Here is a 26,007-nt window from a genome sequence, read left to right on the forward strand (position 1 = left end):
CACTGAACTCCCGCAGGCACGAAAAATGCCCTCCGATACTGCGTTTCCGCAGATCGGAGGGCATTTTCTTCGTGTGGAGCCTAGGAGATTCGAACTCCTGACATCTGCCTTGCAAAGGCAGCGCTCTACCAACTGAGCTAAGGCCCCGAACAACGGACAGCCCCGAACGCCCCAGCGTCCCGGCCACCGCCGCAGACAAGAGTACCGGGTACTCCCCGGAATCCCGCAAAAAGATGGGGGCTCCCGGTCGGCGACCACTCTCCGTAAGATGCTCGGCGAGGTTCGCAGCAGCGAAGCCGCAGCGAAGGGGAGACGCCATGGACGCAGCGCAGCAAGAGGCAACGGCCAGAGCCAGGGAGCTTCAGCGCAGTTGGTACGGGGAGCCCCTCGGCGCGCTCTTCCGCCGGCTGATCGATGACCTCGGCCTGAACCAGGCCAGGCTCGCCGCCGCCCTCGGGCTGTCCGCCCCCATGCTCTCCCAGCTGATGAGCGGCCAGCGGGCGAAGATCGGCAACCCGGCGGTCGTCCAGCGGGTCCAGGCGCTCCAGGAACTGGCCGGCCAGGTGGCGGACGGCAGCGTCAGCGCGGGCGAGGCCACCGACCGCATGGAAGAGATCAAGAAGTCCCAGGGCGGCTCCGTGCTGACCAGCACCGGCCAGACCTCGCACACCGGCGGCGCCCCCACCGTCCGGCGCGTGGTCCGCGAGATCCAGTCGCTGATGCGGTCGGTCGCGGCGGCCGGTGACATCATCGATGCCGCCGACTCCCTCGCCCCGACCCACCCGGAACTGGCAGAGTTCCTCAGGGTGTACGGCGCCGGGCGCACCGCCGACGCGGTGGCGCACTACGAGGGACACCAGAGCTAGGACCGTTCGTCCGGGTCGGGCCGGGCACTGTCCCCCGAAAGCCGGCCGTGGGCCGAAACAGGAACTGGGAGCGGGCACAGCGCAATGGGTGAGGTCTTCGCCGGTCGGTACGAACTGATCGATCCGATCGGACGTGGTGGGGTCGGCGCCGTCTGGCGGGCCTGGGACCACCGGCGCCGCCGCTATGTGGCGGCCAAGGTCCTCCAGCAGAGCGACGCGCACACGCTGCTGCGCTTCGTCCGCGAGCAGGCGCTGCGGATCGAGCATCCGCATGTGCTCGCCCCGGCGAGCTGGGCCGCGGACGACGACAAGGTCCTGTTCACCATGGACCTGGTGAGCGGCGGTTCGCTGGCGCATGTCATCGGCGACTACGGACCGCTGCCGCCCCGGTTCGTCTGCACGCTCCTCGACCAGCTGCTGTCCGGGCTGTCCACGGTGCACGCGGAGGGTGTCGTGCACCGGGACATCAAGCCGGCCAACATCCTGATGGAGGCGACCGGTACCGGCCGGCCGCATCTGCGGCTGTCCGACTTCGGCATCTCCATGCGCAAGGGGGAGCCGCGCCTCACCGAGACCAACTACGTGGTGGGTACGCCCGGTTACTTCGCGCCCGAGCAGATGATGGGCGCGGAACCCGATTTCCCCGCGGACCTGTTCGCGGTCGGACTCGTCGCGCTCTATCTGCTCCAGGGCAAGAAGCCCGACGCGCAGGCGCTCGTCGAGCACTTCGCCTCGTACGGCACGCCCGCCGCCCCGGAGGGGATCCCCGAGCCGTTGTGGCAGGTCCTCGCGGGGCTGCTGCAGCCGGATCCGCAGGCCCGGTTCCGTACGGCCACGGGTGCGCGCAAGGCGCTGACGGCCGCGGTCGAGATGCTGCCGGAGCCCGGGGCCGAGGACGAGCCGGTCGAGGTCTTCGACCAAATCGGGCCGCTGCCCGCCGGTTTCGGCCCCGATGGACCGGTCCCGGCCCCCGCGCAGAACCCTCAGAGCGCACAGAACACACAGCACGCGCAGGGCGCACAGCAGCCCTACGCCCAGCCGCCGGTCCCGATGTCGGAGACGGGCAGCTTCCACCTCCCGCCTCCTCCGCAACAGCCCACACCGTCGCCCCAGCAGATTCAGCCGGCCCAGCCGGTCACGCCGAACACCCCGCTCCCGGCGCCCGCCGCGTCCCCGTACGCCGCTCCCGTCCCGGATCGCTCGCAGGCGCCCACGGCGGCCGTTCAGCACGAACCGGCGCTCACCCGCGCGTACACCACCGGACAGCCACAGCCACAGGCACAGCCGCCGGCGCAGGCGCATTCACCGGCGCCCGCTCCGGCGCACACGCTCGCCCCGCAGAGGCGTCCGGGACCGTCCCCGAAGGTGGCGGTCCCGGTGCTGGTGGTCGCGTTGATCTGTTTCGCGGTGGGCATCTGGGCGCTGACCCAGAGCTGAACCCGGCGACCGCCCCGGGATCCACGCCGTACAGGGCGGGGCCGTGCCCGGCCCCGCCCCCGTCACCAGGCCTGCGGCGGACCCCCGTACGGCTGGTTGCCGCCGGACGGGGCCGCCGGGGCGGTGGCCGCGCGGCGCCGGGCCAGCAGCGTCCACACCCCGAGCCCGAGCACCAGCACCGATCCCGCGCCGATCCCGGCCGCGCCGATCACCTTCATCCGGCCGCTCTTGACGGCCTGCGGGGCGCTCAGGCCTTTCTCAGCCGTGTTCCTGTCGTCCTGCGTGACCTTGAAGATCCCGGCGTCCCCCGTGTAGGGCGACTTCGCGGCCGTCCCCTCGACCTTGACCCTGAGGGTCAGCGGAATCCCGTTCTTGCCGTACGACTTCGCGACCTGCGGGCTGAGCGTCACCGACAGGTAGTACCAGCCGGCGAACCGCATGGCGCTGACGCTGCTGTTGGAGTCGTACCGGTTCTCGTACGCCACCGGGGGCAGCGGATCCAGCGAGATGGAGGTGGTTTTGCCGGAGTACGACAGCGGCGTCGCGGAGTCGACGTGGCCGTGCGCCGGATTGTCCAGGGACAGCGCGAGCGCGCTGCCGATGTACTCGTCCGAGGCGTTGTTGTTGCTGAGGGTGGCGGTGGCGAAGACCTGCTGCCCCCAGTCCACCGGCACGCGGTAGAAGAGGGTCTGTCCCGGCTTGATGCCGCCCTCCTCCTTCCACTCGCCGGTCCCCAGGCCGGTCGCGTCGTAGTAGCTGGTGCCGCCGGACCGCTTCTGCGGGGCGGTGGTGGGCGGCACGGGCGAGGCCGACGGCCAGTTCTCCGGCGCGTCGGTCGGCATCGAACCGGCCGACTTCAGCTGCGGCTCCGACTCGTAGCGCAGCTCCAGGTCCCACTCGCCGGGGGCGGAGGTCTCCTTGCTCTCCCGCTCGATCAGGACGTTGTACGTGCCGGCTTCCTGGCAGATACTGCTGTCCTTCGCCACGGTCCGGTAGGCGTACGCCGCGATCGGGCGCGGGAACTCCGCCGACTCGAACCGCGCGTCCTCCGAACTGCACTGGAGGTCCGAGCTGTCGCGGATGCTGACCGTGATGCCGTCCCCGTAGGCGACCTGGCCGGCCCCCCTGGGCACGACCACCGCCGAGACGTACCCGTTCGTCTTCGCGTCGAGATTCAGGCGGTAGTAGAGCTTCTGACCGGGCTTGATCGAACTCCGGTAGACCGATCCCGGCGTCAGCGCCGACGCGTCGGTGCTGGCCTCCGCACCGTCGACCTTCTTCGCCCCGGGATCGAAGGTGTACGCGGCGGGCTCCCCGGCCGCGTACGCCTGCCCCGGCAGCGCCACCGCCGCGCACATCGCCGCGGCCGCGGCCAGCGCCACCCGGCCCCTGTTGCGCTGCCTCATCACGCGCTTCCCCTCGTCGTCTGTGCGGTCCGCCCGCGACGCCCGCGTACGAACACGAGCCCTGCGATCACCACCACCACGGCGCCCGCCCCGGCAGCGGCCGCAATGCCGGTCCATCCTGCCCCGCCCGTACCGCCGCTGTCTCCGGCACTGCTCGAATTGCCCTTGTTGTCCGCATTCTTGTCCACAGCGCCGCCCGCCTTCCCGGCCGCGGCAGGGGCGTTGTGCTCGGGTCCGGCCAACTCGTCGCCGAGCACCGACACCCGCAGCACCACATCGATCCGCGCGTTCCGCGCGATGTCCGCGGCCCGCGCCCCCAGCGTCACCGAGATACAGAAGTCGCCTCCGGCGTGCACGGGCCGGACCTGGGAGGCGTTCTCGTAGCAGTTGGTCCAGGCGACCGGCACGCCGCCCATCGCGATCGCCGCCGGCCGGCCGCCGTACATGGTCGTCGGGGTGAACTCGCCGCCCCCGGCGAGCGGGAACCGGGCACAGTGCCGTACGCGATGCCGGTACGCATCGCGTCGAAGGTGTCGACGGCCGCCCCGGCCTGCGGCACCGCCGTGACCGAGAAGTCCGCCGTCGAGACGTCGCCCGGGTCGACCGCGTAGTACCGCTTCTCGCCCGGACCGATGGTGTCGAGGTACTGCCCCGGTACCAGCACGGGCGCCCCCGCGCCCGTCGCCGTGCCCGTGACCCGCTCGCCGCGGAACCGGTAGCCGTCCGCGGCGAGTTGCGAGGCCCGCTGGAGCTGTCCGGCCGGCGAATCGGCGTCCGGCGCGTCGTAGTAACGGCCGTTGCCCGCCGCAGCGACGCATTCGAACTGCTCGCGGGCCGCGCCCCTCACCTGGAAGCCCACGGTGTCGATCCGCAGCCCGGCGACCTCCTTGCCGAGCCGCTCGGCGACCTCGCAGGGCCCCGGCGCACCGCAGTTGTCCTCGCCGTCGGAGACCAGCAGGATCATGCGCGTGCCAACGGCGCCGCCCGAGGACCCCGGAAGGTCCTCGGCGGCCTTCCGCAGCGACAGACCGATGGGGGTGTCCCCCCGGGGCCGTACGGCCGCCACGGCCCGTTTCAGGGCCGCCCGGTCGAGTCCGCGCACCGGCCTCACCAGCCGGGTGTCCGTGCAGCCCCGGACGCGGTCGGCTCCGGTCCGGCGGCCGCGCCGCCCGGGGGTGCCGCCACGGCCGGTGTCCCGCCCGCGACCAGGGCGAGCAGTGCCCCGCCGACCCACGCCCCCGCGGCCGCACCACGAAATCGGTCCCGTGCCTTCACCCGTGCCCCCTCGACCCACCCGGTCATTTTGCTCACGCAACGCATTGATTTGCTCGGGTGAACTCAAGAGCACAGGTGTCACGGTCCCGCAACAGCACGAAGCCCCGGCCGCTCAGCGACCGGGGCCCGCAATCAGGCTGTTCTGTCTCACACACCCGAACCTGCGGGCACGGAGTCAGTCGCCTCCGTCCACAGATCCTGCTCGGCGCGATCCGCCTGGATCTGGCGGTACACGAGGAGCCCGCCGATGGCGGCCAGTGCGACCAGGAGAAGCTTCTTCACCGCGCGACCTCGTCTTTCCTTGACGTAGGGGACTTCTGCCGCCCGACTATACACACCGGCCGATATCAACCGGTGACCTGCCCGCGACCCAACTGGCGCCCGGGGAAGAGCGATCCCCCGAGGAGCGCTCCGGCCGGCGGAACGGACCCCGGTACGCGGCCCGGAACGAGCCCGTCGAGGCCGGTTGAACCATACGAGTGGTGTTCATCCGAAGATCGGCGGATCGGTGGCGTCGGTCCATGAAATCGGGAGCCACATCCACATCATCAGAAAGGTAAGCAAACCGGACCACCCGAAAGTGAGGGGCCATGAGCACCTTCAAGCCCAAGAGCATCTGGACCGCCTTCGTCACCGGCCTCTTCGCCCTGCTCGCCGCGCTGGGATTCATGAGCACCCCGGCGGCGGCCACGGAGCAGAGCGCCCCGGAGCCGACCACCACGAACCAGGAGCACACGGGTGCGACCGCGGCAACCGCGACCACCCCGTCGGTGCGATGGACCCTTCCGCGTGACCGGGCGCTGCCACCCACGATGAAGCAGCGCATCCGCGCCGAGGCACACGGCTCCTCGCCCGCCACCCGCCATCTGTCCGTGGACGCCACGGACACCACGGACACCAGGAACGCCGCCCGCACCAGCCACGGCGCCCCGGCGGGGGACGCGTCCCTGCTGCCACCCTGAGAGCCGCTCCACTGACTCACTGAGCCCCCGGGCCGGTTCACACCGGACGGGGGCTTCTCCGTGCCCTCAGCAGCCTTCTCGGCTACCTGAGCCGGCGCTGCGCCGCCTCTACGGTGTCGGCGGCACCGGTGTTGAACGCGATGGCGGCCTGCGGCGCATGGCGGCGGATCAGATTCACGATCTGCTCGAGGAGCGGCAGCAGCTGCTCGGTCTTGCGGATCCCGCCTCCGACGACCACCACGTCCCACGGACGCTCGGTCAGCGACGCGACGAGCGCGGGCTCGGCGGACTCGTCGAACACGACCAGCGTCATGGCCGCTTCGACACCGAGCTCGGCGAACCGCTTCAGCGCCCCGTCGAGAGCCGCGCGAACGGTCTCCGCGTCAGTACCGGGCAGCGCCTGCGGGTCGTAACCGACAACAAGTACGGAGGACATGCGGCCAACCTACTTACGCCGGTCATGGCCGTCAGCCGTAACTACGGCCGCAATGCCGAAGGCCCCCCACCGTTTCCGGTGAGGGGCCTTCGTGCTGGTGGGGCTAACAGGATTTGAACCTGTGGCCTCATCCTTATCAGGGATGCGCTCTAACCAACTGAGCTATAGCCCCGCCGCGCTGCTGCGCTGACTTCTGAAGATTAGCGCACGTCGGGGCCAGTCCCAAAATCGATACCGGGCGCCCTACTCGTCCTCGGCCAGCGTGAGCTCGATACCGCCCACGAAACCGGCCGACAAGTTGTAGATGAAGGAGCCCAGCGTCGCCAGCGCGGTCGCCAGGACCACGTCGATGACCGCGATGACCGAGGTGAAGATGAGCACCCTCGGCAGCGACAGGAACGACTGGAGATCGAAGCCGTTGCCCTCGTTCGAACCGGTGGCCTCGCTGATCGTGCCGCCCACGGTGGAGAAGACGCCCATCGCGTCCATCACCATCCACAGCACCGCGGACGCCACCACGGTGCAGATGCCGAGCGCGATGGAGAGCAGGAAGCTGACCTTCATCACCGACCACGGATCGGCCTTGGCCACCCGCAGCCGCGCCTTGCGGGTACGCGGGGTCGTCCGCGCCCCCGTCCGCGGCCGCCGGGCCGCCTGCGCGGCGCCGACGCCCTGCGCACCACCCTGTGTGCCCTGCGGCCGGCCGCCCTGGGTCCCGCCCGCGGGCGAGGGGTATGCCTGCGGCGGGTGGTACGGCCCGCTCGCCTGCCCCGGCGCGGGCTCACGCTCACCCGGCAACGGCCCGGTCGCATAGCCCTCGTACTGGGGCTGAGGCCCCCGGGTATCCGTCACAATGCCCCCTTGGGAGTCCGTGGCAGGGCCACGGGCACCGTTCGCTCCTGCTCCGGAAGCGGCCGAACCGGCGCCCGTGGCTCTGCTCACGCTCTACTCCTCGTGCTCCCCGGCCGAAGGCGACGTGCCTTCGACATTGCCCTCGACCGTGCTCTCGGCACCCTCCGCCGCAGCGGCCTCGGAGTCCTCGGACCCCTCGACCTCTTCGGCCTCACGACCGGCTTCGGCGTTACGGGCAATACCGACGACGGCATCGCGCTTGCCCAGATTGATCAGTTGGACGCCCATGGTGTCACGGCCCGTCTCCCTGACTTCATTGACTCGCGTACGAATCACACCACCGCCGAGCGTGATGGCGAGGATCTCGTCCGTCTCCTCGACCACCAGCGCGCCGACCAGCGAGCCCCGGTCCTCGACGATCTTGGCAGCCTTGATGCCCAGACCGCCACGGCCCTGAACCCGGTACTCGTCGACGGGGGTCCGCTTCGCGTACCCACCGTCGGTGGCAGTGAACACGAACGTACCCGGCCGGACAACATTCATCGAGAGCAGTTCGTCGCCCTCGCGGAAACTCATGCCCTTGACACCCGAGGTCGCACGGCCCATCGGGCGCAGCGCATCGTCCGTCGCGGTGAACCTGATCGACTGGGCCTTCTTGCTGATGAGCAGCAGGTCGTCCTCGGCCGAAACCAGCTCCGCGCCGATCAGCTCGTCGTCCGAGCCGTCGGCCGTCTCCCGGAGGTTGATCGCGATGACACCACCGGAACGCGGCGAGTCGTAGTCCTTCAGCGCGGTCTTCTTCACCAGACCGCCCTTCGTGGCCAGGATCAGATAGGGCGCGGCCTCGTAGTCGCGGATCGCCAGGATCTGCGCGATCTGCTCGTCCGGCTGGAAGGCCAGCAGGTTGGCGACGTGCTGACCGCGGGCGTCGCGGCCGGCGTCCGGGAGCTCGTACGCCTTCGCCCGGTACACCCGGCCCTTGTTCGTGAAGAACAGCAGCCAGTGGTGCGTCGTCGACACGAAGAAGTGGTCGACGATGTCGTCTTCCTTGAGCTTCGTGCCGCGCACGCCCTTGCCGCCGCGCTTCTGCGAGCGGTAGTCGTCCGTCTTGGTGCGCTTCACATAGCCGCCGCGCGAGATCGTGACGACGATGTCCTCCTCGGCGATCAGGTCCTCGATGGACATGTCACCGTCGAAGGGCACCAGCTTGGAACGCCGGTCGTCGCCGAACTTCTCGACGATCGCCGCCAGCTCCTCGCTGACGATCTTCCGCTGCCGCTCGGGCGACACCAGGATCGCGTTGTACTCGTTGATCTTCGCCTGGAGCTCGTCGTGCTCGGCGGTGATCTTCTGGTGCTCCAGCGCGGCCAGCCGGCGCAGCTGCATCTCCAGGATGGCGTTCGCCTGGATCTCGTCGATCTCCAGCAGGCCCATCAGGCCCTCGCGCGCCACCTCGACCGTCTGACTGCGCCGGATGAGCGCGATGACCTCGTCGATCGCGTCCAGCGCCTTGAGCAGACCGCGCAGGATGTGCGCCCGCTCCTCCGCCTTGCGCAGCCGGAACTTCGTACGCCGGACGATGACCTCGATCTGGTGCGTCACCCAGTGGCGGATGAACGCGTCGATCGACAGCGTGCGCGGCACCCCGTCGACCAGCGCCAGCATGTTGGCGCCGAAGTTCGACTGCAGGTCGGTGTGCTTGTACAGGTTGTTCAGTACGACCTTGGCGACCGCGTCCCGCTTCAGCACGACGACCAGGCGCTGCCCGGTACGCGACGACGTCTCGTCACGGACGTCCGCGATCCCGCCGACCTTGCCGTCCTTCACCAGGTCGGCGATCTTCTGCGCGAGGTTGTCGGGGTTGGTCTGGTACGGAAGCTCCGTGACGACCAGGCACTGCCGGTTCTGGATCTCCTCGACCGCGACGACCGCGCGCATCGTGATCGAGCCACGGCCGGTGCGGTACGCCTCCTCGATGCCCTTGCGGCCCACGACGAGCGCGCCGGTCGGGAAGTCCGGGCCCTTGATCCGCTCGATCAGCGCCTCCAGGAGCTCCTCCTGCGAGGCCTCCGGGTGCTCCAGGTACCACTGCGCACCGGCCGCGACCTCGCGCAGGTTGTGCGGCGGGATGTTGGTCGCCATGCCGACCGCGATCCCCGCCGAACCGTTGACCAGCAGGTTCGGGAACCGCGCCGGCAGAACCGTCGGCTCCTGGTTGCGGCCGTCGTAGTTGTCCTGGAAGTCGACGGTCTCCTCGTCGATGTCCCGGACCATCTCCATGGACAGCGGCATCATCTTGCACTCGGTGTACCGCATGGCGGCGGCCGGGTCGTTGCCCGGGGAACCGAAGTTGCCGTTGGAGTCCACCAGCGGCATGCGCATCGACCACGGCTGCGCCAGACGCACCAGGGCGTCGTAGATCGACGAGTCACCGTGCGGGTGGTACGTACCCATGACGTCACCGACGACACGGGCGCACTTGTAGAAGCCCTTCTCGGGCCGGTAGCCGCCGTCGTACATCGCGTACAGCACCCGGCGGTGGACGGGCTTGAGGCCGTCCCGTACGTCCGGCAGCGCACGCGAGACGATGACGGACATCGCGTAGTCGAGGTAGGAACGCTGCATCTCCGTTTCGAGCCCCACGGGCTCGACACGCATGCCCACCGCGGCGGCGGGCTCCTCTTCAGGTGTCACAGGGGTGTTCTCGTCGGCCATTGCTGGTCAAAGTCCTTTCGGGCGGCGGCTTGCTGGTACGGCCGACTCAGATGTCGAGGAAGCGGACGTCCTTGGCGTTGCGCTGGATGAACGAGCGCCGCGCCTCGACGTCCTCGCCCATCAGCACCGAGAAGAGGTCGTCGGCCTGCGCCGCGTCGTCCAGCGTGACCTGGCCGAGAACCCGGTGGTCGATGTCCATGGTGGTGACGCGCAGCTCCTCGGCGTTCATCTCACCGAGACCCTTGAAGCGCTGGATCGAGTCTTCCTTGATCCGCTTGCCGTTCTGCTTGCCCAGCTGGACCAGGGCGTCGCGCTCCCGGTCCGAGTACGCGTACTCGAAGTCGTCCCGGCCCCACTTGATCTTGTAGAGCGGCGGGCGGGAGAGGTACACGTGCCCGGCCTCGACCAGCGGACGCATGAAGCGGAAGAGGAACGTCAGCAGCAGGGTGTTGATGTGCTGACCGTCGACGTCGGCGTCCGCCATCAGGATGATCTTGTGATAGCGCAGCTTCTCGATGTCGAAGTCCTCGTGGACTCCGGTACCGAAGGCCGAGATCAGCGCCTGGACCTCGGTGTTCTGCAGGATCTTGTCGACCCGGGCCTTCTCGACGTTCAGGATCTTGCCGCGGATCGGCAGGATCGCCTGGTACATCGGATTACGGCCGGACTTCGCCGAACCACCGGCGGAGTCACCCTCGACGATGAAGATCTCGCACTTCGTCGGGTCGTTGGACTGGCAGTCGCTCAGCTTGCCCGGCAGCGAGGCGCTCTCCAGGAGCCCCTTGCGGCGGGTCAGATCGCGCGCCTTGCGGGCCGCGACGCGGGCCGTGGCCGCCGCGATGCCCTTGCGGATGATGTCGGCCGCCTCGTTGGGATTGCGGTCGAACCAGTCCGTGAGCTGCTCGTGGACGACCTTCTGGACGAAGGTCTTGGCCTCCGTGTTGCCCAGCTTGGTCTTCGTCTGGCCCTCGAACTGCGGCTCGCCCAGCTTCACCGAGATGATCGCCGTCAGACCCTCGCGGATGTCGTCACCCGTGAGGTTGTCGTCCTTCTCGCGCAGCAGCTTCTTCTCGCGCGCGTACTTGTTGACCAGCGTGGTCAGCGCGGCGCGGAAGCCCTCCTCGTGGGTACCGCCCTCATGCGTGTGGATCGTGTTCGCGAAGGAGTAGACACCCTCGCTGTACTGCGTGTTCCACTGCATGGCGATCTCGGCCGAGAGGAGACGCTCCTTGTCCTCGGCCTCGATGTCGATCACCGACTGGTGGATGACATCGCCCTTGCGGGAGTTCAGGTACTTCACGAAGTCGACGATGCCGCCCTCGTAGTGGTACGTGACCGTGCGGGCCTGCTCCGCCTCGCCGGCCTCGGCCACCTCGGCGACGTCCGCGCCCAGCGTCGCCTTCGCCGACTCGCGCTCGTCGGTGAGCTTGATCGTCAGGCCCTTGTTGAGGAACGCCATCTCCTGGAAGCGGCGCGACAGGGTCTCGAAGGAGTACTCGGTCGTCTCGAAGATGTCCCCGTCGGCCCAGAAGGTGACGGACGTCCCCGTCTCCTCGGTGGCCTCGTTGCGGGCCAGCGGAGCGGTGGGCACACCGAGCTTGTAGTCCTGGGTCCAGCGGTAACCGTCCGTCCGGACCTCGACCGAGACCCGCGAGGACAGCGCGTTGACCACGGAGACACCGACACCGTGCAGACCGCCGGAGACGGCGTAGCCGCCGCCGCCGAACTTGCCGCCGGCGTGCAGCACCGTCAGCACGACCTCGACCGCGGGCTTCTTCTCCGACGGCACGATGCCGACCGGGATGCCTCGGCCGTTGTCGATCACGCGGACCCCGCCGTCGGCGAGGACCGTGACGTCGATCGTGTCCGCGTGCCCTGCCAGCGCCTCGTCGACCGAGTTGTCGACGACCTCGTACACAAGGTGGTGGAGGCCGCGCTCACCGGTGGAACCGATGTACATGCCAGGTCGCTTGCGGACCGCGTCCAGACCCTCGAGGACGGTGATCGCGCTGGCGTCGTACGAGGCCGTGACCTCGCCCGCGCCCGCGGACTCGCCCGCAGCGACAGCCTCGGCGCTCTCACCGGGTGTGGACGGAATGTTCTCGTTGGGGTTGCCGGAATCGGCCACGAAGCGCCCTTTCTGGCACAGCACAGGCCGTTCTCCGGGCAAACGGGAGCGGCTGCGTCGTTCGGCTTGTATCGACGACTCCCGCAAGACACGGGATTGTTCACCAGTCTACCGGTAGCGCCGACATGAATGGGGGTTTGCCGGTACCTGAGTACGCATGTGCCGCCCTGAATGAGCGGCTGACGACTCCCCATATTCAGGGAGGGCCCTCAGGAGGCTCACACAGGCCTTGAGCGCTTCGGCCTGTCAACCTCTCGCTACCGTGAGGGACACCCCAATCTCACCGCGTGGCCGCAACCACCACAGACCCGCACAACACGGACCCGGCGGACAAGCGCCCCGGGCGGACAGCACAGAGCCGCGGCGGAGCCGGGAAGGGGGACCGCGCAACGCCCGGGAACAGCCCGGACACCGGTCAGTCATGAGAAAAGCGCAGGTCAGCCGTATGTGTCGCCGGGGCCGGTGCTTCCGGGCGCGCGCAGCGGACCGAACCTGCGCTGCGGGCCGCCGGGCCCCAGCACCTTGATCAGCCGGACCGTGCCCTGCCCGAGGTCCGCGTTCAGCCGGGCCACCAGCTGGGGCGCCAGCAGGCGCAGCTGCGTCGCCCACGCCGTCGAGTCGCACTGCACCGTCAGCACCCGCTCGTCCGGGTCCTCGTCGTACTTCAAAGGCACACAATGTTTGGCCAGATCTTCACCCACGATCTGCGGCCAGCGCCCCATGACCCCGCCCACCGCCGCCGGGGTCTCCCAGCCGCGCTCGGTGATCAGCCGGTTGATCGCGGAGCCCAGCGGCAGCGGGTCACGCCCGTCGGCCCGCGCGCCCGACCGCAGTCCGCCGCCCCGCCGGGCCTGCTTCTTCTGCTGCGCGGCGGCGCCGCGCGCCCGCGCCTGCTCCTTCGCCGCGCGCAGGGCGACCCGCGCCAGATCGACGCCCGAGGGCTCCGGCGCCCTGCCCTCGCCTGCACGCTCCCGGCCCGGCTCCCCGGCTCCGTCGCCGCGGCCGCTCACAGCCGCTCCACCTCACCCGCGGACACCGCGAACCGGGTCCCCGCCAGCACGCCCGGAACGTCGTCGTCCACCGCGGCCGTCACGAGTACCTGCTCACCCGGGGCCACCAGCTCCGCCAGCCGCTCCCGGCGCCGGGAGTCCAGCTCCGCGAAGACGTCGTCCAGCACCAGCACCGGCTCGTTGCCCTCGCTGCGCAGCAGATCGTACGAGGCCAGCCGCAACGCCAGCGCGTACGACCAGGACTCGCCATGGCTCGCGTACCCCTTGGCCGGCATGCCCCGCAGCCCCAGCAGCAGATCGTCGCGGTGCGGCCCGACCAGCGTCACGCCCCGCTCGATCTCCTGCTTGCGGACCTCCACCAGGGCGGCGATCAGCTGCTCGTACAGGTCCTCACGGGTACGCGCGGACTCCACGCCCGCCCCGACCGAGCTGCGGTACTCCAGCGCCAGCGGGCCGCCGCCCGGCGCGACATCCGCGTACGCCTTGTCCGCCAGCGGCTGAAGGGTGGCGATCAGATCCAGCCGCTGCGCCAGCAGCTCCGCGCCCACCCGGCCCAGGTGCTGGTCCCACACGTCGAGCGTGGACAGGTCCATCGACCGGCCGCCGTGCCGGCGCGCCATCGCCGCCGACTTCAGCAGGGTGTTGCGCTGCTTCAGCACCCGCTCGTAGTCCGAGCGCACCCCGGCCATCCGCGGCGAACGGGCCGTGATCAGCTCGTCGAGGAAGCGCCGGCGCTCCCCGGGGTCGCCCTTGACCAGCGCCAGATCCTCCGGCGCGAACAGCACCGTACGTACTATCCCCAGCACGTCACGGGGCCTGACCTGCGACGATCTATTGATACGTGCCCGGTTGGCCTTGCCCGGATTGAGCTCCAGCTCGATCAGCTGCGAACGCTCCCCCTGCGTCACGGCGGCACGGATCACGGCCCGGTCGGCGCCCATCCGCACCAGCGGCGCGTCGGAGGAGACCCGGTGGCTGCCGAGCGTCGCGAGATAGCCGACCGCCTCGACCAGATTCGTCTTGCCCTGGCCGTTGGCCCCCACGAAAGCGGTGACGCCCGGTTCGAGAGGTACCTCGACCCGGGCGTACGAGCGGAAGTCGGCCAGCGAGAGATGCGTGACATGCATGGGTGTACGCCGACCTTCCCGGCTTCCTGCTCCGTGCTTCGTGGAGCGGACCGGCCGCCGTGGCCCGGCCCGCTTCCCGTTGCGTTACTTCTTGTTCTCGACCGCGTGGCCACCGAACTGGTTGCGCAGCGCGGCGATCATCTTCATCTGCGGGGAGTCCTCCTGGCGCGAGGCGAAACGCGCGAAGAGCGACGCGGTGATCGCGGGCAGCGGCACCGCGTTGTCGATCGCGGCCTCCACCGTCCACCGGCCCTCGCCGGAGTCGGCGGCGAAGCCGCGCAGCTTGTCGAGGTGCTCGTCGTCGTCCAGCGCGTTGACCGCCAGGTCGAGCAGCCAGGAACGGATGACCGTGCCCTCCTGCCAGGAGCGGAAGACCTCGCGCACATCGGTGACGGAGTCGACCTTCTCCAGGAGCTCCCAGCCCTCGGCGTAGGCCTGCATCATGGCGTACTCGATGCCGTTGTGGACCATCTTCGCGAAGTGGCCGGCGCCGACCTTGCCCGCGTGGACGGAGCCGAAGTCGCCCTCGGGCTTCAGCGCGTCGAAGACCGGCTGGACCTTCGCCACGTTCTCGGCGTCGCCGCCGTACATCAGCGCGTAGCCGTTCTCCAGGCCCCAGACGCCGCCGGAGACGCCGCAGTCGACGAAGCCGATGCCCTTGATGCCCAGCTCGACCGCGTGCTTCTCGTCGTCGGTCCAGCGGGAGTTCCCGCCGTCCACGACGATGTCGCCGGGCGAGAGAAGACCGGCGAGCTCGTCGATGGTGGCCTGGGTCGGGGCGCCGGCCGGAACCATCACCCAGACGACCCGGGGACCCTTCAGCTTGCCCACAAGCTCTTCGAGGCTGTGGACATCGGAGACGTCCGGGTTGCGGTCGTAACCGATGACGGTGTGGCCTGCGCGGCGGATGCGCTCGCGCATGTTGCCGCCCATCTTGCCGAGGCCGACGAGACCGAGCTCCATCAGAGATTCCTTAAGCGTTGTGCCGATTCGTACCCGAGGACGAGCCTACGCCCGGCCGGGGACGGACCGACGGGCATGCTCGTCACCGAGCGTGCCCGTCGGGAACCGCCGTGACGGGACCGATGCCGGATCGGCCGATAAGCCGGATCGGCCGGAGAAGCGGATCAGCCTGGGAGGCGGATCAGCCGGAGAGGCGGACCGGCATGATCAGGTACTTGTACGCGTCGTCCGCCTCGGCGTCCACAGCAGGGCGACCGCTGAGCAGCGCGGGCTTGGTGGACGTCGTGAACGAGAGCTGGGCGACCGGGGAGTCGATCGCGCTCAGCCCGTCCAGCAGGAAGGTCGGGTTGAAGGCGATCGAGATGTCGTCACCCTCCAGCACCGCGTCGACCCGCTCCACAGCCTGTGCGTCGTCGCTGGAACCGGCCTCCAGGATCAGCACGCCCTGCTCGAAGCTGAGCCGCACCGGGGTGTTCCGCTCGGCGACGAGGGCCACGCGCTTGACGGCCTCGACGAACGGTGCCGTCTCGATGACCGCGACCGAGTTGAACTCGGTGGGGAAGAGCGTGCGGTACTTCGGCAGATCGCCTTCGAGCAGCCGCGTGGTCGTACGCCGGCCGGCGCCCTCGAAACCGATCAGACCCTCACCGGCACCAGAGCCGGACAGCGCCAGGGTGACCGTGTCACCGCTGGTCAGGGCCTTGGCGGTGTCCAGCAGCGTCTTGGCGGGCACCAGGGCGACCGCGGAGGCGTCCGGGTTCTCCGGCTTCCAGAGGAACTCTCGGACCGCGAAGCGGTAGCGGTCGGTCGAGGCCAGGGTGACGGTGTCGCCCTCGATCTCGATCCGCACACCGGTCAGCACCGGCAGCGTGTCGTCGCGGCCCGCGGCGATGGCGACCTGGGCGGCGGCCGAGGCGAAGACCTCGCCGGGGACCGTGCCGGTGGCGGTCGGCATCTCGGGGAGTGCCGGGTACTCCTCCACAGGAAGGGTGTGGAGTGTGAATCGCGAGGAGCCGCAGACCACGGTCGCCCGTACACCGTCTGTGGAAATCTCCACCGGGCGGTTGGGGAGGGCGCGGCAGATGTCGGCGAGGAGCCGGCCGGAGACCAGCACCGTGCCGTCCTCCTCGACCTCGGCGTCCACCGAGACCCGGGCCGAGACCTCGTAGTCGAAGCTGGAGAAGCTGAGGGCGCCGTCCTCAGCCTTCAGCAGAAGGCCCGCAAGAACGGGCGCCGGCGGACGGGCCGGGAGGCTACGGGCCACCCAGGCCACAGCCTCCGCGAGTACATCGCGCTCCACCCGGATCTTCACCGGAACCGCCTCCTGCTGTTGCTCGCTCGCCCTGCTGGCCTTCGTCGTCTGATCGCGTCCTTTGCCGCCGAGGCAGCGAGGACGCCGGGGACCAGTCTGACGTACGGCACCGACACTCGGTGCTGCTCGGGGTCAAGTCGCGACAAGAGGTTCGGAGAGCTCCGGCGCCGAGTTGTGCACAGGCCCCACTTCGAAGCGGATTCCGGGCTAACTCTATGTGGCAGTAGTAGTAGGGCCTGTGGAAACCGTGGATAACGTCGTTTCCGCAGGTCAGGTCCTGTTTTTTATCCACTGCCCCTGTGGGCGGCACCGGTGGACAACACGGTGCTTCTGTGGACACAGGAAAGTTCTGCACACCCGATGCACAGGCCAGGGGGGTTTCTCCCCAGGGCTGTCCCCAGCTTTACCCAGGTTCCCCACAGCCCAACCGACCCTCCTGGTGTGACGCCTTTCACTCGGCGCGGTGAAAGGCGGTGCCGCGTTGCCGAACAGTGGACAGAGGTGTGGAGAAGCGGCGGGAAGCTGGGGACAAGACGGCTCGGCCTGTGGGTCGCCGGTGGACAACTTCATCCACGCCCTGTGGACGAATATTTTGTCCACAGGCTGTGGATCATTGTTGACCACAAATCCCCAACCCCTTGACCTGGCCTGATGGAGTATCGGCAGTCGCCCCTGTGGAAGCAATATGGACAACTTCCGGATCCCCAGGCTGTGGAGGGAGAAAACTCCCCAGATCTGTGGAGAACAGGCGGTCAGCGGCAGGTATTCGAACACCGCGGCGGCGCTGGAACGGCGGCAGCGGGTCGGGGGCGGGTCTCGGATCGGGTTCTGGGGCGGCTGCGGACGGCTCCGAGGAAGCGTTCAGGAGCCGTTCAGGGAGCGCTCAGGAGGTCTCGGGCCCGGGTTCAGGCCCGGCTCAGGCCCGGCTCAGGCCCGGCTCGTGGCCGGCTCGTGGCCGGCTCAGGACCCGCCCCGGACCGGGCCTGAGCCGGCTCGGGCCCGCTGCCGGGCGTCCTCCGGACAACGAAAAGGGCGCCCGATGAACCCTGTTGAGGATTGCTCGGGCGCCCTGTCGGCGCGTGCGGCGCGTCCGCCGGCGGCGGTGCGTCAGCCGTTCTTGATGCGGTTGGTGAGCTCGGTGACCTGGTTGTAGATGGAGCGCCGCTCCGCCATCAGCGCGCGGATCTTCCGGTCCGCGTGCATCACCGTCGTATGGTCGCGGCCGCCGAACTGCGCACCGATCTTGGGCAGCGAGAGATCGGTGAGCTCCCGGCAGAGGTACATGGCGATCTGGCGGGCCGTCACCAGCACCCGGCTGCGCGAGGTACCGCAGAGATCGTCCACCGTGAGACCGAAGTAGTCCGCGGTCGAGGCCATGATGGCCGTCGCAGTGATCTCCGGGGCCGAGTCCTCGCCTCCCGGGATCAGGTCCTTCAGCACGTGCTCGGTCAGTCCGAGGTCCACCGGCTGCCGGTTGAGACTGGCGAAGGCCGTGACCCGGATCAGCGCCCCCTCCAGCTCCCTGATGTTCCGGGAGATCCGGGAGGCGATGAACTCCAGCACCTCCGGCGGGGCGTTGAGCTGCTCCTGCACCGCCTTCTTACGGAGGATCGCGATCCGCGTCTCCAGTTCCGGCGGCTGCACATCGGTGGTCAGGCCCCACTCGAAACGGTTCCGCAACCGGTCCTCCAGGGTCACCAGCTGCTTGGGCGGCCGGTCGGAGGACAGCACGATCTGCTTGTTCGCGTTGTGGAGCGTATTGAAGGTGTGGAAGAACTCCTCCTGCGTCGACTCCTTGCTCGCCAGGAACTGGATGTCGTCGACGAGCAGGATGTCCACGTCCCGGTACCGCTTGCGGAAGGTGTCGCCCTTGCCGTCGCGGATCGAGTTGATGAACTCGTTGGTGAACTCCTCGGAGCTCACGTACCGCACCCGGGTGCCCGGGTAGAGGCTGCGGGCGTAGTGCCCGATGGCGTGCAGCAGGTGGGTCTTGCCGAGCCCGGACTCCCCGTAGATGAAGAGCGGGTTGTAGGCCTTGGCGGGGGCTTCGGCGACCGCGACCGCAGCCGCGTGCGCGAACCGGTTGGACGCGCCGATGACGAAGGTGTCGAAGAGGTACTTCGGATTCAGCCGGGCCGCCGGCTCGCCGGGGCCGGGCGTGGGAGTGGGCTGCGAGCCCATCGGCCCGGTGGCGCCGCCGGGCCGTCCGGTGCCGGCGCCGCCCTGCCGGTGCTGGGGCTGGTGCTGGTGCTGGTGCTGGTGCTGGGGCTCCTGCATGTCGTGGTGCTCGGGGCGCTGCTGCTCGTAACCCTGGCGCTCGGGCGGCTGCGGCCGATAGGCGTGCTGCGGTTGCTGGCGGCCGCCGGCGTACGGCTCGCGCCACTGCTCCGCGGGAGCCTCGCGGTCCTGGAATCCGCCGAGCCGGGGCTGCTGCCAGGAGAGATCCTCCTGGGTGCGCGGCCACGCGCCGGGTTCGGGGCGCTGCTGCTGGTAGTCGGGGTAGGCCGGCCGAGCGGTCGGCATGCCGTCGTCGGAGGGCCGGTGTCCGTACCCGTCGTACGCGTCGTTGTGCTGCCGTTCGTCGTGCTGCGGTCCCTGGTAGCGGTGCTGCTGAGGTTGCTGGGACTGGTGCATCGGAGGCGCGGGCGGGCTCGGCGGCTCGCCCGCGGAGTCGTCGACGGTGATCGCGATGCGGATCGGGCGGCCGCATTCGCGGCTCAGCGTCTCGCTGATGAGCGGCGCGAGCCGGCCCTCCAGGACGCGCTTGCCCCATTCATTGGGTACTGCGAGCAGCGCCGTGTCGGCGACCAGGGCGAGCGGCTGGCAGCGCTCGATCCACTGTTTGTCCTTCGGCTCGATCCCCTGCTGGCCCTCCCCGAGGAGTTGCTCCAGCACTCGCGGCCACACTGCGGCAAGATCGGCAGGTACGTCAGCCACAGGGCACGCTCTCTCGCTGGTCCCACGAATGTGTGGTTCTCGGGACGGGATGGGTCGGGACGGGTGAGGACCGGCAGGCAGTAAGAAAAGAACCGGAGCTCAGCCACGGTAGTCAGGGCGACCCGCGTGGTTCAAGTTGTTGTCCACAGCCTGTGCACAGTGGGGGGTGCTGTGGAGCCGGTTTGACCGGATGGCGTAGCCGCGCGTACCGTGACCAGGTCGAGTTGTCGATGGCTGCTGCCGCCTGCCTCCGATGGGCAAAGATCACGATCTGTGATCGTGAAGCGGTGCACTAGAGCGTTTACGCGAGTCTCTCGTGGGCGCACGGTGACAGCCAGGCGATGTCCCGCCAACACACGAGTCATTTCTGGAGCCCCCTAGTGAGCAAGCGCACCTTCCAGCCGAACAACCGCCGCCGCGCGAAGACCCACGGCTTCCGGCTGCGTATGCGCACCCGTGCCGGCCGCGCGATTCTCGCGTCCCGCCGTGGCAAGGGTCGCGCCAACCTGTCCGCCTGATCGCCTACAGGTCATGACGTGCTGCCTACCGAGAATCGGCTGAGGCGGCGCGAGGACTTCGCGACCGCAGTACGCCGAGGACGCCGGGCCGGCCGCCCGCTACTCGTCGTTCATCTACGCAGCGGTGCAACGGACCCGCACGTGACTGGGGAGAATGCTCCCCCGCCGCGTGCGGGTTTCGTTGTCAGCAAAGCAGTGGGTGGAGCGGTTGTGCGCACAGCGGTGAAGCGCAGGCTTCGCCACCTGGTCCGCGAACGGCTTGCCCTGCTGCCCCCCGGTAGCCTGGTTGTCGTACGAGCGCTGCCCGGAGCGGGCGACGCCGACCATGAACAGCTGGCCCGAGACCTGGACGCCGCTTTGCAGCGGCTGCTGGGAGGGGGCGCGCGATGAAGTACCCGCTGCTGGCTCTTATCAAGCTGTATCAGTGGACGATCAGCCCACTTCTCGGGCCTGTCTGCCGTTACTACCCGTCGTGTTCCCACTATGGATATACGGCGATCGACCGGCACGGAGCGATCAAGGGAACCGCGCTGACGGCCTGGCGCATCCTTCGGTGCAATCCGTGGTCACCCGGCGGCGTGGACCATGTTCCACCACGCAAACGTCCGCGTTGGCATGAACTGCTGCGTAATGCCATGCGCGGTGGCAAGGGCGGGGACTCCGCCGCTGATGTGCCTGTCCGGGGATCGGTCTCCGAATCCCCGAGCCAGGCCGCAGAGACTTCGCCCAATGCTCAAGGAGCCTGATTAGTGGACACGATTGCCAGTCTGTTCAGCTTCATCACCTGGCCCGTCTCATGGGTCATCGTCCAGTTCCACTCGATGTACGGGGCGATCTTCGGCCCTGACACCGGCTGGGCCTGGGGCCTGTCCATCGTGTCGCTGGTGGTGCTGATCCGGATCTGCCTGATCCCGCTTTTCGTGAAGCAGATCAAGTCGACCCGCAATATGCAGGTGCTCCAGCCGAAGATGAAGGCGATCCAGGAGCGCTACAAGAGCGACAAGCAGCGTCAGTCCGAAGAGATGATGAAGCTGTACAAGGAGACGGGTACCAACCCGCTCTCCTCGTGCCTTCCCATCCTGGCGCAGTCGCCGTTCTTCTTCGCCCTGTACCACGTGCTGTCGGCCATCGCCTCGAACAAGAAGATCGGCGTCATCGACCAGTCGCTGCTCGACAGCGCCCGTCAGGCACACATCTTCGGTGCTCCGCTCGCTGCCAAGTTCATGGACAGCCAGGAGAAGGTCCAGGCTCTCGGCGCCTCGCTGACCGACGTCCGGGTCGTCACCGCGATCATGATCGTGATGATGTCGGCGTCGCAGTTCTTCACTCAGCGCCAGCTGATGACGAAGAACGTCGACCTGACGGTCAAGACGCCGTACATGCAGCAGCAGAAGATGCTGATGTACATCTTCCCGGTGATCTTCGCCGTCATGGGCATCAACTTCCCCGTCGGTGTCCTCGTCTACTGGCTGACCACCAACGTCTGGACCATGGGTCAGCAGATGTACGTGATCAACCAGAACCCGACTCCGGGCAGCAAGGCGCAGGACCAGTACCTGGGACGTCTGCTGAAGAGTGTCACCACTCACGGCGAGGTCCGCGGCAAGACCCGGCGCAACACCGTCAAGCGGATCGTGTCCAAGGGCCCGGACCGCAATGACATCGAGCGGAAGTTCATCACGGGGCTGGCCAAGCTGGGCCTCGCCGCCAAGGAGGACGGCACCGTGATCAAGAGCGACACCGCTGCCGCCGAGGCCGAGGGCGGAGCCGCGCAGCGGCGTCAGCAGCCCAAGCGCCAGACCAAGTCCCAGCGCCAGACCGGTACCGCGCAGGCGGGGACCAAGGACGCCGACTCCAGCGAATCGGGTTCCAAGACCTCCCTGCAGAAGCGGGATGCCGCACAGGACGAGAAGTCCAAGCCGGCGGGCAAGTCCGCGTCCGGCTCCTCACGCCAAGCCAAGTCCGGACAGCGCAAGGGCCCGCAGCGGCCCAAGCACCCGTCCAAGAAGTAAGAAGGAGTCCATCCGTGACGGAAGGCACCACCTCCACGGCCGCTGAGGGCAGCGACACCTTGACCCGCCTTGAGCAGGAGGGCGAGATCGCAGCGGACTACCTTGAGGGTCTGCTCGACATCGCCGACCTCGACGGCGACATCGACATGGATGTCGAGGCGGACCGGGCCGCGGTCTCGATCATCAGCGACTCGGCACGTGATCTGCAGAAGCTCGTGGGCCGCGACGGTGAGGTGCTGGAGGCGCTCCAGGAGCTGACGCGGCTTGCCGTTCACCGGGAGACCGGGGACCGCAGCCGGCTGATGCTCGACATCGCGGGCTTCCGGGCCAAGAAGCGGGCGGAGCTCGCCGAGCTGGGTGCCAAGGCCGCGGATGAGGTCAAGAGCACCGGCGAGCCGGTGAAGCTGGACCCGATGACGCCGTTCGAGCGCAAGGTCGTGCACGACGCGGTTGCGGCCGCCGGCCTGCGCAGCGAGTCCGAGGGCGAGGAGCCGGAGCGCTTCGTCGTCGTCCTCCCGGCCTGACCGGACCCTGGTTCTGTCGGCCCCGTCTGTTCTCAGGCGGGGCCGATCTTTGTCAGCCTGATAGATCAGCCACCCACAGTGCGGTAGTGCGGTATGGAAGGACGGTTCCCGTGACGGAGGAAGTAGAGCTTCCCCAGGCGCCCGAAGGGGCGCGGGCGGTTTTCGGCGAGTTCTTCCCGGAGGCTGTCCGGTACGCGGAACTGCTGGCGGACGCCGGGGTGAAGCGGGGGCTGATCGGCCCGCGTGAGGTGCCGCGGCTGTGGGAGCGGCATCTGCTGAACTGCGCGGTGCTCTCCGAGGTCGTGCCCGAGGGCGTCACGGTCTGCGATGTGGGTTCGGGGGCCGGCCTTCCTGGCATCCCCCTGGCGCTGGTGCGCCCCGACCTCAAGATCACCTTGCTGGAGCCTCTGCTCCGGCGCACGAATTTCCTCCAGGAAGTGGTGGAGCTGCTGGGCCTGGACCATGTGACGGTTGTGCGTGGTCGGGCCGAGGAGGTTCTGGGCTCGCTCCAGCCGGTGCATGTGGTGACCGCTCGGGCCGTGGCACCGCTGGACCGGCTGGCCGGCTGGGGCGTTCCGCTGCTGCGTCCGTACGGGGAGATGCTGGCCCTCAAGGGGGACACCGCCGAGGAGGAGATCGCCGGGGCACGTGCGGCCCTGGGCAAGCTCGGAGTGGTGGAGACCGAGGTGCTGCACGTCGGGGAGGGCGTGGTCGACCCGATGTCCACCGTGGTGCGTGTGGTGGTCGGTGAGAGTCCGGGCGGTGTGAGGTTCGCCGCAAAGCGAGCCAAGGCCGCCAGGACGAGCCGTACGAGGCGTCGTCGCTGACGTCACCGTTCACTCCGTTTCGCTCTGCGGGATCGAGTGTTGCGTGCGGTACATGCCGTCTGCCGGTCGTGGGTCCGGTACGTAGCTGTATGCACCCATACGGAGTGTCGTGCCCCCGTGGCTAGGCTGCGGGGGCATCGTGTTTCACGTGAAACGTCGCTCTCTGCTGCATGGAATCATCAGCCGCGGTCGCGCGGCTGCCGCGCCGCGGCATCGCAGGCCCGTTAGGGCTACGGAGTTGTCCACAGAAGTGGATTCATCCACAGAAGAGCGGGCCTCGCTGGTTCACGACCCCGAAAGCATGGCAGGCTCTGCTCATTGCGAGCCTGAAGTCGAGGAGAGTGAATCCTTGCGGTCCGACGCCAACATCGCGGGACCGATGACCGATCCGGTCCCCGGTCCCCGAACCGAATCGGCGGGGGACGGTGTTTCACGTGAAACACCGCCGCCGATGGACGACACACCCATCGGTCGCGCGGCCCAGCTGGCGGTTGAGGCCCTTGGCCGCGCCGGCGAGGGCCTGCCCCGTCCTGACCGGACGCGCGTCATGGTGGTGGCCAACCAGAAGGGCGGAGTGGGCAAGACGACCACGACGGTCAATCTTGCTGCCTCGCTCGCGCTTCACGGCGCCCGTGTGCTGGTGGTCGACCTCGACCCGCAGGGGAATGCCTCTACGGCTCTGGGTATCGATCACCATGCTGAAGTCCCTTCCATCTATGACGTCCTGGTGGAGAGCAGGCCGCTCTCCGAGGTGGTTCAGCCCGTACCGGACGTCGAAGGCCTCTTCTGCGCCCCCGCCACCATCGATCTCGCCGGTGCGGAGATCGAGCTGGTGTCGCTGGTGGCGCGGGAGAGTCGACTGCAGCGGGCGATCCAGGCGTATGAGCAGCCGTTGGACTACATCCTCATCGACTGCCCGCCTTCGCTCGGTCTGTTGACGGTCAATGCCCTGGTCGCCGGGGCCGAGGTGCTGATCCCCATCCAGTGCGAGTACTACGCGCTGGAAGGGCTGGGCCAACTGCTGCGGAATGTGGACCTGGTGCGGGGGCATCTCAACCCCGATCTCCATGTGTCGACGATCCTGCTCACCATGTACGACGGCAGGACCAGGCTCGCTTCTCAGGTCGCGGAGGAGGTGCGCAGCCACTTCGGCAAGGAGGTGCTGCGGACGAACATTCCGCGATCCGTGCGGATCTCGGAGGCGCCCAGCTACGGGCAGACCGTGTTGACCTATGACCCGGGTTCCAGCGGGTCGCTTTCGTACCTTGAAGCGGCGCGTGAGATCGCCCTGCGGGGCGTCGGGATCCACTACGAGCCCCAGCATGCCCGGACGGGCATGGGGAACAGCCAGCAGAGCACTTCGGAGGGGATTCAGTGAGCGAGCGTCGAAGAGGGTTGGGGCGTGGGCTGGGTGCCCTGATCCCCGCCGCTCCGCAGGAGAAGCAGGTGCCGTCCATGGGGATGGGATCGACCTCTGCCGGGGCGAATCCTGTACTGACGGCGGAGCGGGGGGTGGCTGCGGCAAAGGTGGCCGCTCGCACGGGTGCTCCGATCGTGCCCGAGCCGAGCGCGCCGGTCTCGGGGTCCGGAGCGGCCAACGATTCGGTGGATCCTGCTGCGGCGTACTTCGCCGAGATTCCTATCGGCGACATCACTCCGAACCCCCGCCAGCCCCGTGATGTGTTCGACGAGGACGCGCTCGCGGAGTTGGTGACCTCCATCAAGGAGGTGGGCCTTCTCCAGCCCGTCGTCGTGCGGGAGGTGGAGCCGGAGCGCTACGAGCTCATCATGGGCGAGCGGCGCTGGAGGGCCTGCAGCGAGGCGGGCCTGGAGCGGATTCCGGCTATCGTCCGGGCCACGGACGACGAGAAGCTGCTCCTGGACGCGCTCCTGGAGAACCTCCACCGGGCTCAGCTGAACCCGCTGGAGGAGGCAGCCGCGTACGACCAGCTGCTCAAGGACTTCGAGTGCACGCACGACGAGCTGGCCGACCGTATCGGGCGTTCCCGGCCGCAGGTGTCCAACACGCTGCGTCTGCTGAAGCTGTCGGGTCCGGTACAGCGGAGGGTGGCGGTCGGGGTACTTTCGGCCGGTCATGCGCGTGCTCTGCTGTCCGTGGACGACTCGGAGGAGCAAGACCGGCTGGCCCATCGCATTGTGGCCGAGGGGCTGTCGGTGCGTGCGGTCGAGGAGATCGTGCGGCTCATGGGTTCCAATCCCACGAGCCCTGCCAAGGCCAGGGGGCCTCGGGCCGGCGGCCGGGTGTCACCCGCCCTGTCCGATCTCGCCACCCGGCTCTCGGACCGCTTCGAGACCAGGGTGAAGGTCGACCTCGGCCAGAAGAAGGGGAAGATCGTCGTCGAGTTCGCATCGATGGAGGATCTGGACCGTATTCTCGGCAGCCTGGCACCGGGCGAGGGGCGTGTGCTGGATCAGGCACCGTCCGAGGAATCCACTGAGGAGGACGAGGGCTGACCCTGCCTCTGGGGTTGTCGGGCGGGCTGTGTTCCGGTGGTTACCTGAACACAGCCCGCCCTTTGCTCTTTCTCGGTGTCGGCTTCATTCCTGGGTGGATACGATGCGTTCTGGTATGGCACATCCGGCTTGACCGCCTCGGTAGGGAGGGTCATGCGATCAGTGAGCCGCAGCCGACTGATGACAGTCGGGCTGGGCCTGGGGGCTGTCGGAAGGTTCGTCGGC

At 68.7% G+C, this 26,007-nt stretch carries 25 protein-coding genes and 2 tRNA genes; 11 read left to right on the forward strand and 16 right to left on the reverse strand.

Going from position 1 to position 26,007, the window contains the following annotated elements; genetic code table 11:
* Window positions 1-74: 74 nt before the first annotated feature.
* Window positions 75-147: transfer RNA gene (locus EES42_RS21450), tRNA-Ala, on the reverse strand.
* Between the two features lie 170 nt (window positions 148-317).
* Between EES42_RS21450 and EES42_RS21455 the strand changes: the two genes are divergently transcribed.
* Window positions 318-866, forward strand: coding sequence for a helix-turn-helix domain-containing protein (locus EES42_RS21455; RefSeq protein ID WP_124719859.1), 549 nt, complete (start codon window positions 318-320; stop codon window positions 864-866).
* Window positions 867-950: 84 nt separating this feature from the next.
* On the forward strand, window positions 951-2,303 hold the full coding sequence (locus tag EES42_RS21460) for a serine/threonine protein kinase (RefSeq protein ID WP_124719860.1): 1,353 nt from the start codon (window positions 951-953) through the stop codon (window positions 2,301-2,303).
* A 62-nt stretch (window positions 2,304-2,365) separates the two neighbouring features.
* Here the strand turns inward: EES42_RS21460 and EES42_RS21465 are convergent, their stop codons facing one another.
* The 5 genes from EES42_RS21465 to EES42_RS46275 form a co-directional block, all read right to left on the reverse strand.
* Window positions 2,366-3,709 (reverse strand): hypothetical protein, encoded by a 1,344-nt coding sequence (locus EES42_RS21465; RefSeq protein WP_206433528.1) that lies wholly within the window; start codon window positions 3,707-3,709, stop codon window positions 2,366-2,368.
* Window positions 3,709-4,035 (reverse strand): hypothetical protein, encoded by a 327-nt coding sequence (locus tag EES42_RS46270; protein ID WP_241196499.1) that lies wholly within the window; start codon window positions 4,033-4,035, stop codon window positions 3,709-3,711. The genes EES42_RS21465 and EES42_RS46270 overlap by 1 nt, the downstream gene beginning before the upstream one ends.
* Window positions 4,032-4,811 carry a vWA domain-containing protein gene (locus EES42_RS21470; protein WP_241196500.1) on the reverse strand — a complete coding sequence of 260 codons (780 nt, stop codon included), beginning with the start codon at window positions 4,809-4,811 and terminating at the stop codon, window positions 4,032-4,034. Before EES42_RS21470 ends, EES42_RS46270 begins: the two co-directional genes overlap by 4 nt.
* A gap of 5 nt (window positions 4,812-4,816) precedes the next feature.
* Window positions 4,817-5,020: a hypothetical protein gene (locus tag EES42_RS44805; RefSeq protein ID WP_164495270.1), complete on the reverse strand. Its 204-nt coding sequence runs from the start codon at window positions 5,018-5,020 to the stop codon at window positions 4,817-4,819.
* Window positions 5,021-5,131: 111 nt separating this feature from the next.
* Window positions 5,132-5,266 carry a DLW-39 family protein gene (locus EES42_RS46275; RefSeq protein ID WP_003958712.1) on the reverse strand — a complete coding sequence of 45 codons (135 nt, stop codon included), beginning with the start codon at window positions 5,264-5,266 and terminating at the stop codon, window positions 5,132-5,134.
* A 308-nt stretch (window positions 5,267-5,574) separates the two neighbouring features.
* Here EES42_RS46275 and EES42_RS21480 point away from each other — a divergent pair, with 308 nt between their 5' ends.
* The gene (locus tag EES42_RS21480) at window positions 5,575-5,946 is read left to right on the forward strand and encodes a DUF6344 domain-containing protein (RefSeq protein WP_124719863.1); all 372 of its coding nucleotides are present in this window, start codon (window positions 5,575-5,577) and stop codon (window positions 5,944-5,946) included.
* A gap of 82 nt (window positions 5,947-6,028) precedes the next feature.
* On the opposite strand, the gene EES42_RS21485 is transcribed toward EES42_RS21480, so the two are convergent.
* The 10 genes from EES42_RS21485 to dnaA form a co-directional block, all read right to left on the reverse strand.
* Window positions 6,029-6,382, reverse strand: coding sequence for a hypothetical protein (locus EES42_RS21485; protein ID WP_124719864.1), 354 nt, complete (start codon window positions 6,380-6,382; stop codon window positions 6,029-6,031).
* Between the two features lie 95 nt (window positions 6,383-6,477).
* A tRNA-Ile gene (locus tag EES42_RS21490) sits at window positions 6,478-6,554 on the reverse strand.
* 71 nt (window positions 6,555-6,625) lie between these two features.
* Window positions 6,626-7,234 (reverse strand): DUF3566 domain-containing protein, encoded by a 609-nt coding sequence (locus EES42_RS21495; protein ID WP_124719865.1) that lies wholly within the window; start codon window positions 7,232-7,234, stop codon window positions 6,626-6,628.
* A 93-nt stretch (window positions 7,235-7,327) separates the two neighbouring features.
* The gene (gene gyrA, locus EES42_RS21500; protein ID WP_124719866.1) at window positions 7,328-9,949 is read right to left on the reverse strand and encodes a DNA gyrase subunit A; all 2,622 of its coding nucleotides are present in this window, start codon (window positions 9,947-9,949) and stop codon (window positions 7,328-7,330) included.
* A gap of 46 nt (window positions 9,950-9,995) precedes the next feature.
* On the reverse strand, window positions 9,996-12,101 hold the full coding sequence (gene gyrB / locus EES42_RS21505; protein ID WP_124719867.1) for a DNA topoisomerase (ATP-hydrolyzing) subunit B: 2,106 nt from the start codon (window positions 12,099-12,101) through the stop codon (window positions 9,996-9,998).
* Window positions 12,102-12,514: 413 nt separating this feature from the next.
* Window positions 12,515-13,087, reverse strand: coding sequence for a DciA family protein (locus EES42_RS21510; RefSeq protein ID WP_124719868.1), 573 nt, complete (start codon window positions 13,085-13,087; stop codon window positions 12,515-12,517).
* Entirely contained in the window at window positions 13,084-14,214 is a 1,131-nt protein-coding gene (recF, locus tag EES42_RS21515; protein ID WP_124719869.1) for a DNA replication/repair protein RecF, read from the reverse strand. Before recF ends, EES42_RS21510 begins: the two co-directional genes overlap by 4 nt.
* 84 nt (window positions 14,215-14,298) lie before the next feature.
* The gene (gene gnd / locus EES42_RS21520; RefSeq protein WP_124719870.1) at window positions 14,299-15,177 is read right to left on the reverse strand and encodes a phosphogluconate dehydrogenase (NAD(+)-dependent, decarboxylating); all 879 of its coding nucleotides are present in this window, start codon (window positions 15,175-15,177) and stop codon (window positions 14,299-14,301) included.
* A gap of 181 nt (window positions 15,178-15,358) precedes the next feature.
* Entirely contained in the window at window positions 15,359-16,489 is a 1,131-nt protein-coding gene (dnaN, locus tag EES42_RS21525) for a DNA polymerase III subunit beta (protein ID WP_072487582.1), read from the reverse strand.
* Between the two features lie 1,107 nt (window positions 16,490-17,596).
* A complete protein-coding gene (dnaA, locus tag EES42_RS21535; protein ID WP_124719871.1) occupies window positions 17,597-19,426 on the reverse strand; it encodes a chromosomal replication initiator protein DnaA in 1,830 nt (609 codons plus the stop codon).
* Window positions 19,427-19,806: 380 nt separating this feature from the next.
* Between dnaA and rpmH the strand changes: the two genes are divergently transcribed.
* The 8 genes from rpmH (at window position 19,807) to EES42_RS21575 (ending at window position 25,782) form a co-directional block, all read left to right on the forward strand.
* The gene (gene rpmH, locus EES42_RS21540) at window positions 19,807-19,944 is read left to right on the forward strand and encodes a 50S ribosomal protein L34 (RefSeq protein WP_030930485.1); all 138 of its coding nucleotides are present in this window, start codon (window positions 19,807-19,809) and stop codon (window positions 19,942-19,944) included.
* 18 nt (window positions 19,945-19,962) lie between these two features.
* Window positions 19,963-20,334 carry a ribonuclease P protein component gene (gene rnpA, locus EES42_RS21545; RefSeq protein WP_093895046.1) on the forward strand — a complete coding sequence of 124 codons (372 nt, stop codon included), beginning with the start codon at window positions 19,963-19,965 and terminating at the stop codon, window positions 20,332-20,334.
* Complete coding sequence (yidD, locus tag EES42_RS21550) at window positions 20,331-20,690, forward strand: membrane protein insertion efficiency factor YidD (RefSeq protein WP_124719872.1); 360 nt, start codon at window positions 20,331-20,333, stop codon at window positions 20,688-20,690. Before rnpA ends, yidD begins: the two co-directional genes overlap by 4 nt.
* A 3-nt stretch (window positions 20,691-20,693) precedes the next feature.
* Window positions 20,694-21,956 (forward strand): membrane protein insertase YidC, encoded by a 1,263-nt coding sequence (yidC, locus tag EES42_RS21555; protein ID WP_124719873.1) that lies wholly within the window; start codon window positions 20,694-20,696, stop codon window positions 21,954-21,956.
* Window positions 21,957-21,970: 14 nt separating this feature from the next.
* Window positions 21,971-22,480: a Jag family protein gene (locus EES42_RS21560; RefSeq protein ID WP_124719874.1), complete on the forward strand. Its 510-nt coding sequence runs from the start codon at window positions 21,971-21,973 to the stop codon at window positions 22,478-22,480.
* A gap of 110 nt (window positions 22,481-22,590) precedes the next feature.
* Complete coding sequence (rsmG, locus tag EES42_RS21565) at window positions 22,591-23,307, forward strand: 16S rRNA (guanine(527)-N(7))-methyltransferase RsmG (RefSeq protein ID WP_124719875.1); 717 nt, start codon at window positions 22,591-22,593, stop codon at window positions 23,305-23,307.
* 301 nt (window positions 23,308-23,608) lie between these two features.
* Complete coding sequence (locus tag EES42_RS21570) at window positions 23,609-24,685, forward strand: ParA family protein (protein WP_124720173.1); 1,077 nt, start codon at window positions 23,609-23,611, stop codon at window positions 24,683-24,685.
* Window positions 24,682-25,782, forward strand: a complete 1,101-nt coding sequence (locus tag EES42_RS21575; RefSeq protein WP_124719876.1) for a ParB/RepB/Spo0J family partition protein — start codon at window positions 24,682-24,684, stop codon at window positions 25,780-25,782. Before EES42_RS21570 ends, EES42_RS21575 begins: the two co-directional genes overlap by 4 nt.
* Window positions 25,783-26,007 lie beyond the last annotated feature (225 nt).

The sequence above is a fragment of the Streptomyces sp. ADI95-17 genome (genome assembly GCF_003846175.1).
GTDB classification, from domain to species: Bacteria; Actinomycetota; Actinomycetes; order Streptomycetales; family Streptomycetaceae; genus Streptomyces; species Streptomyces sanglieri.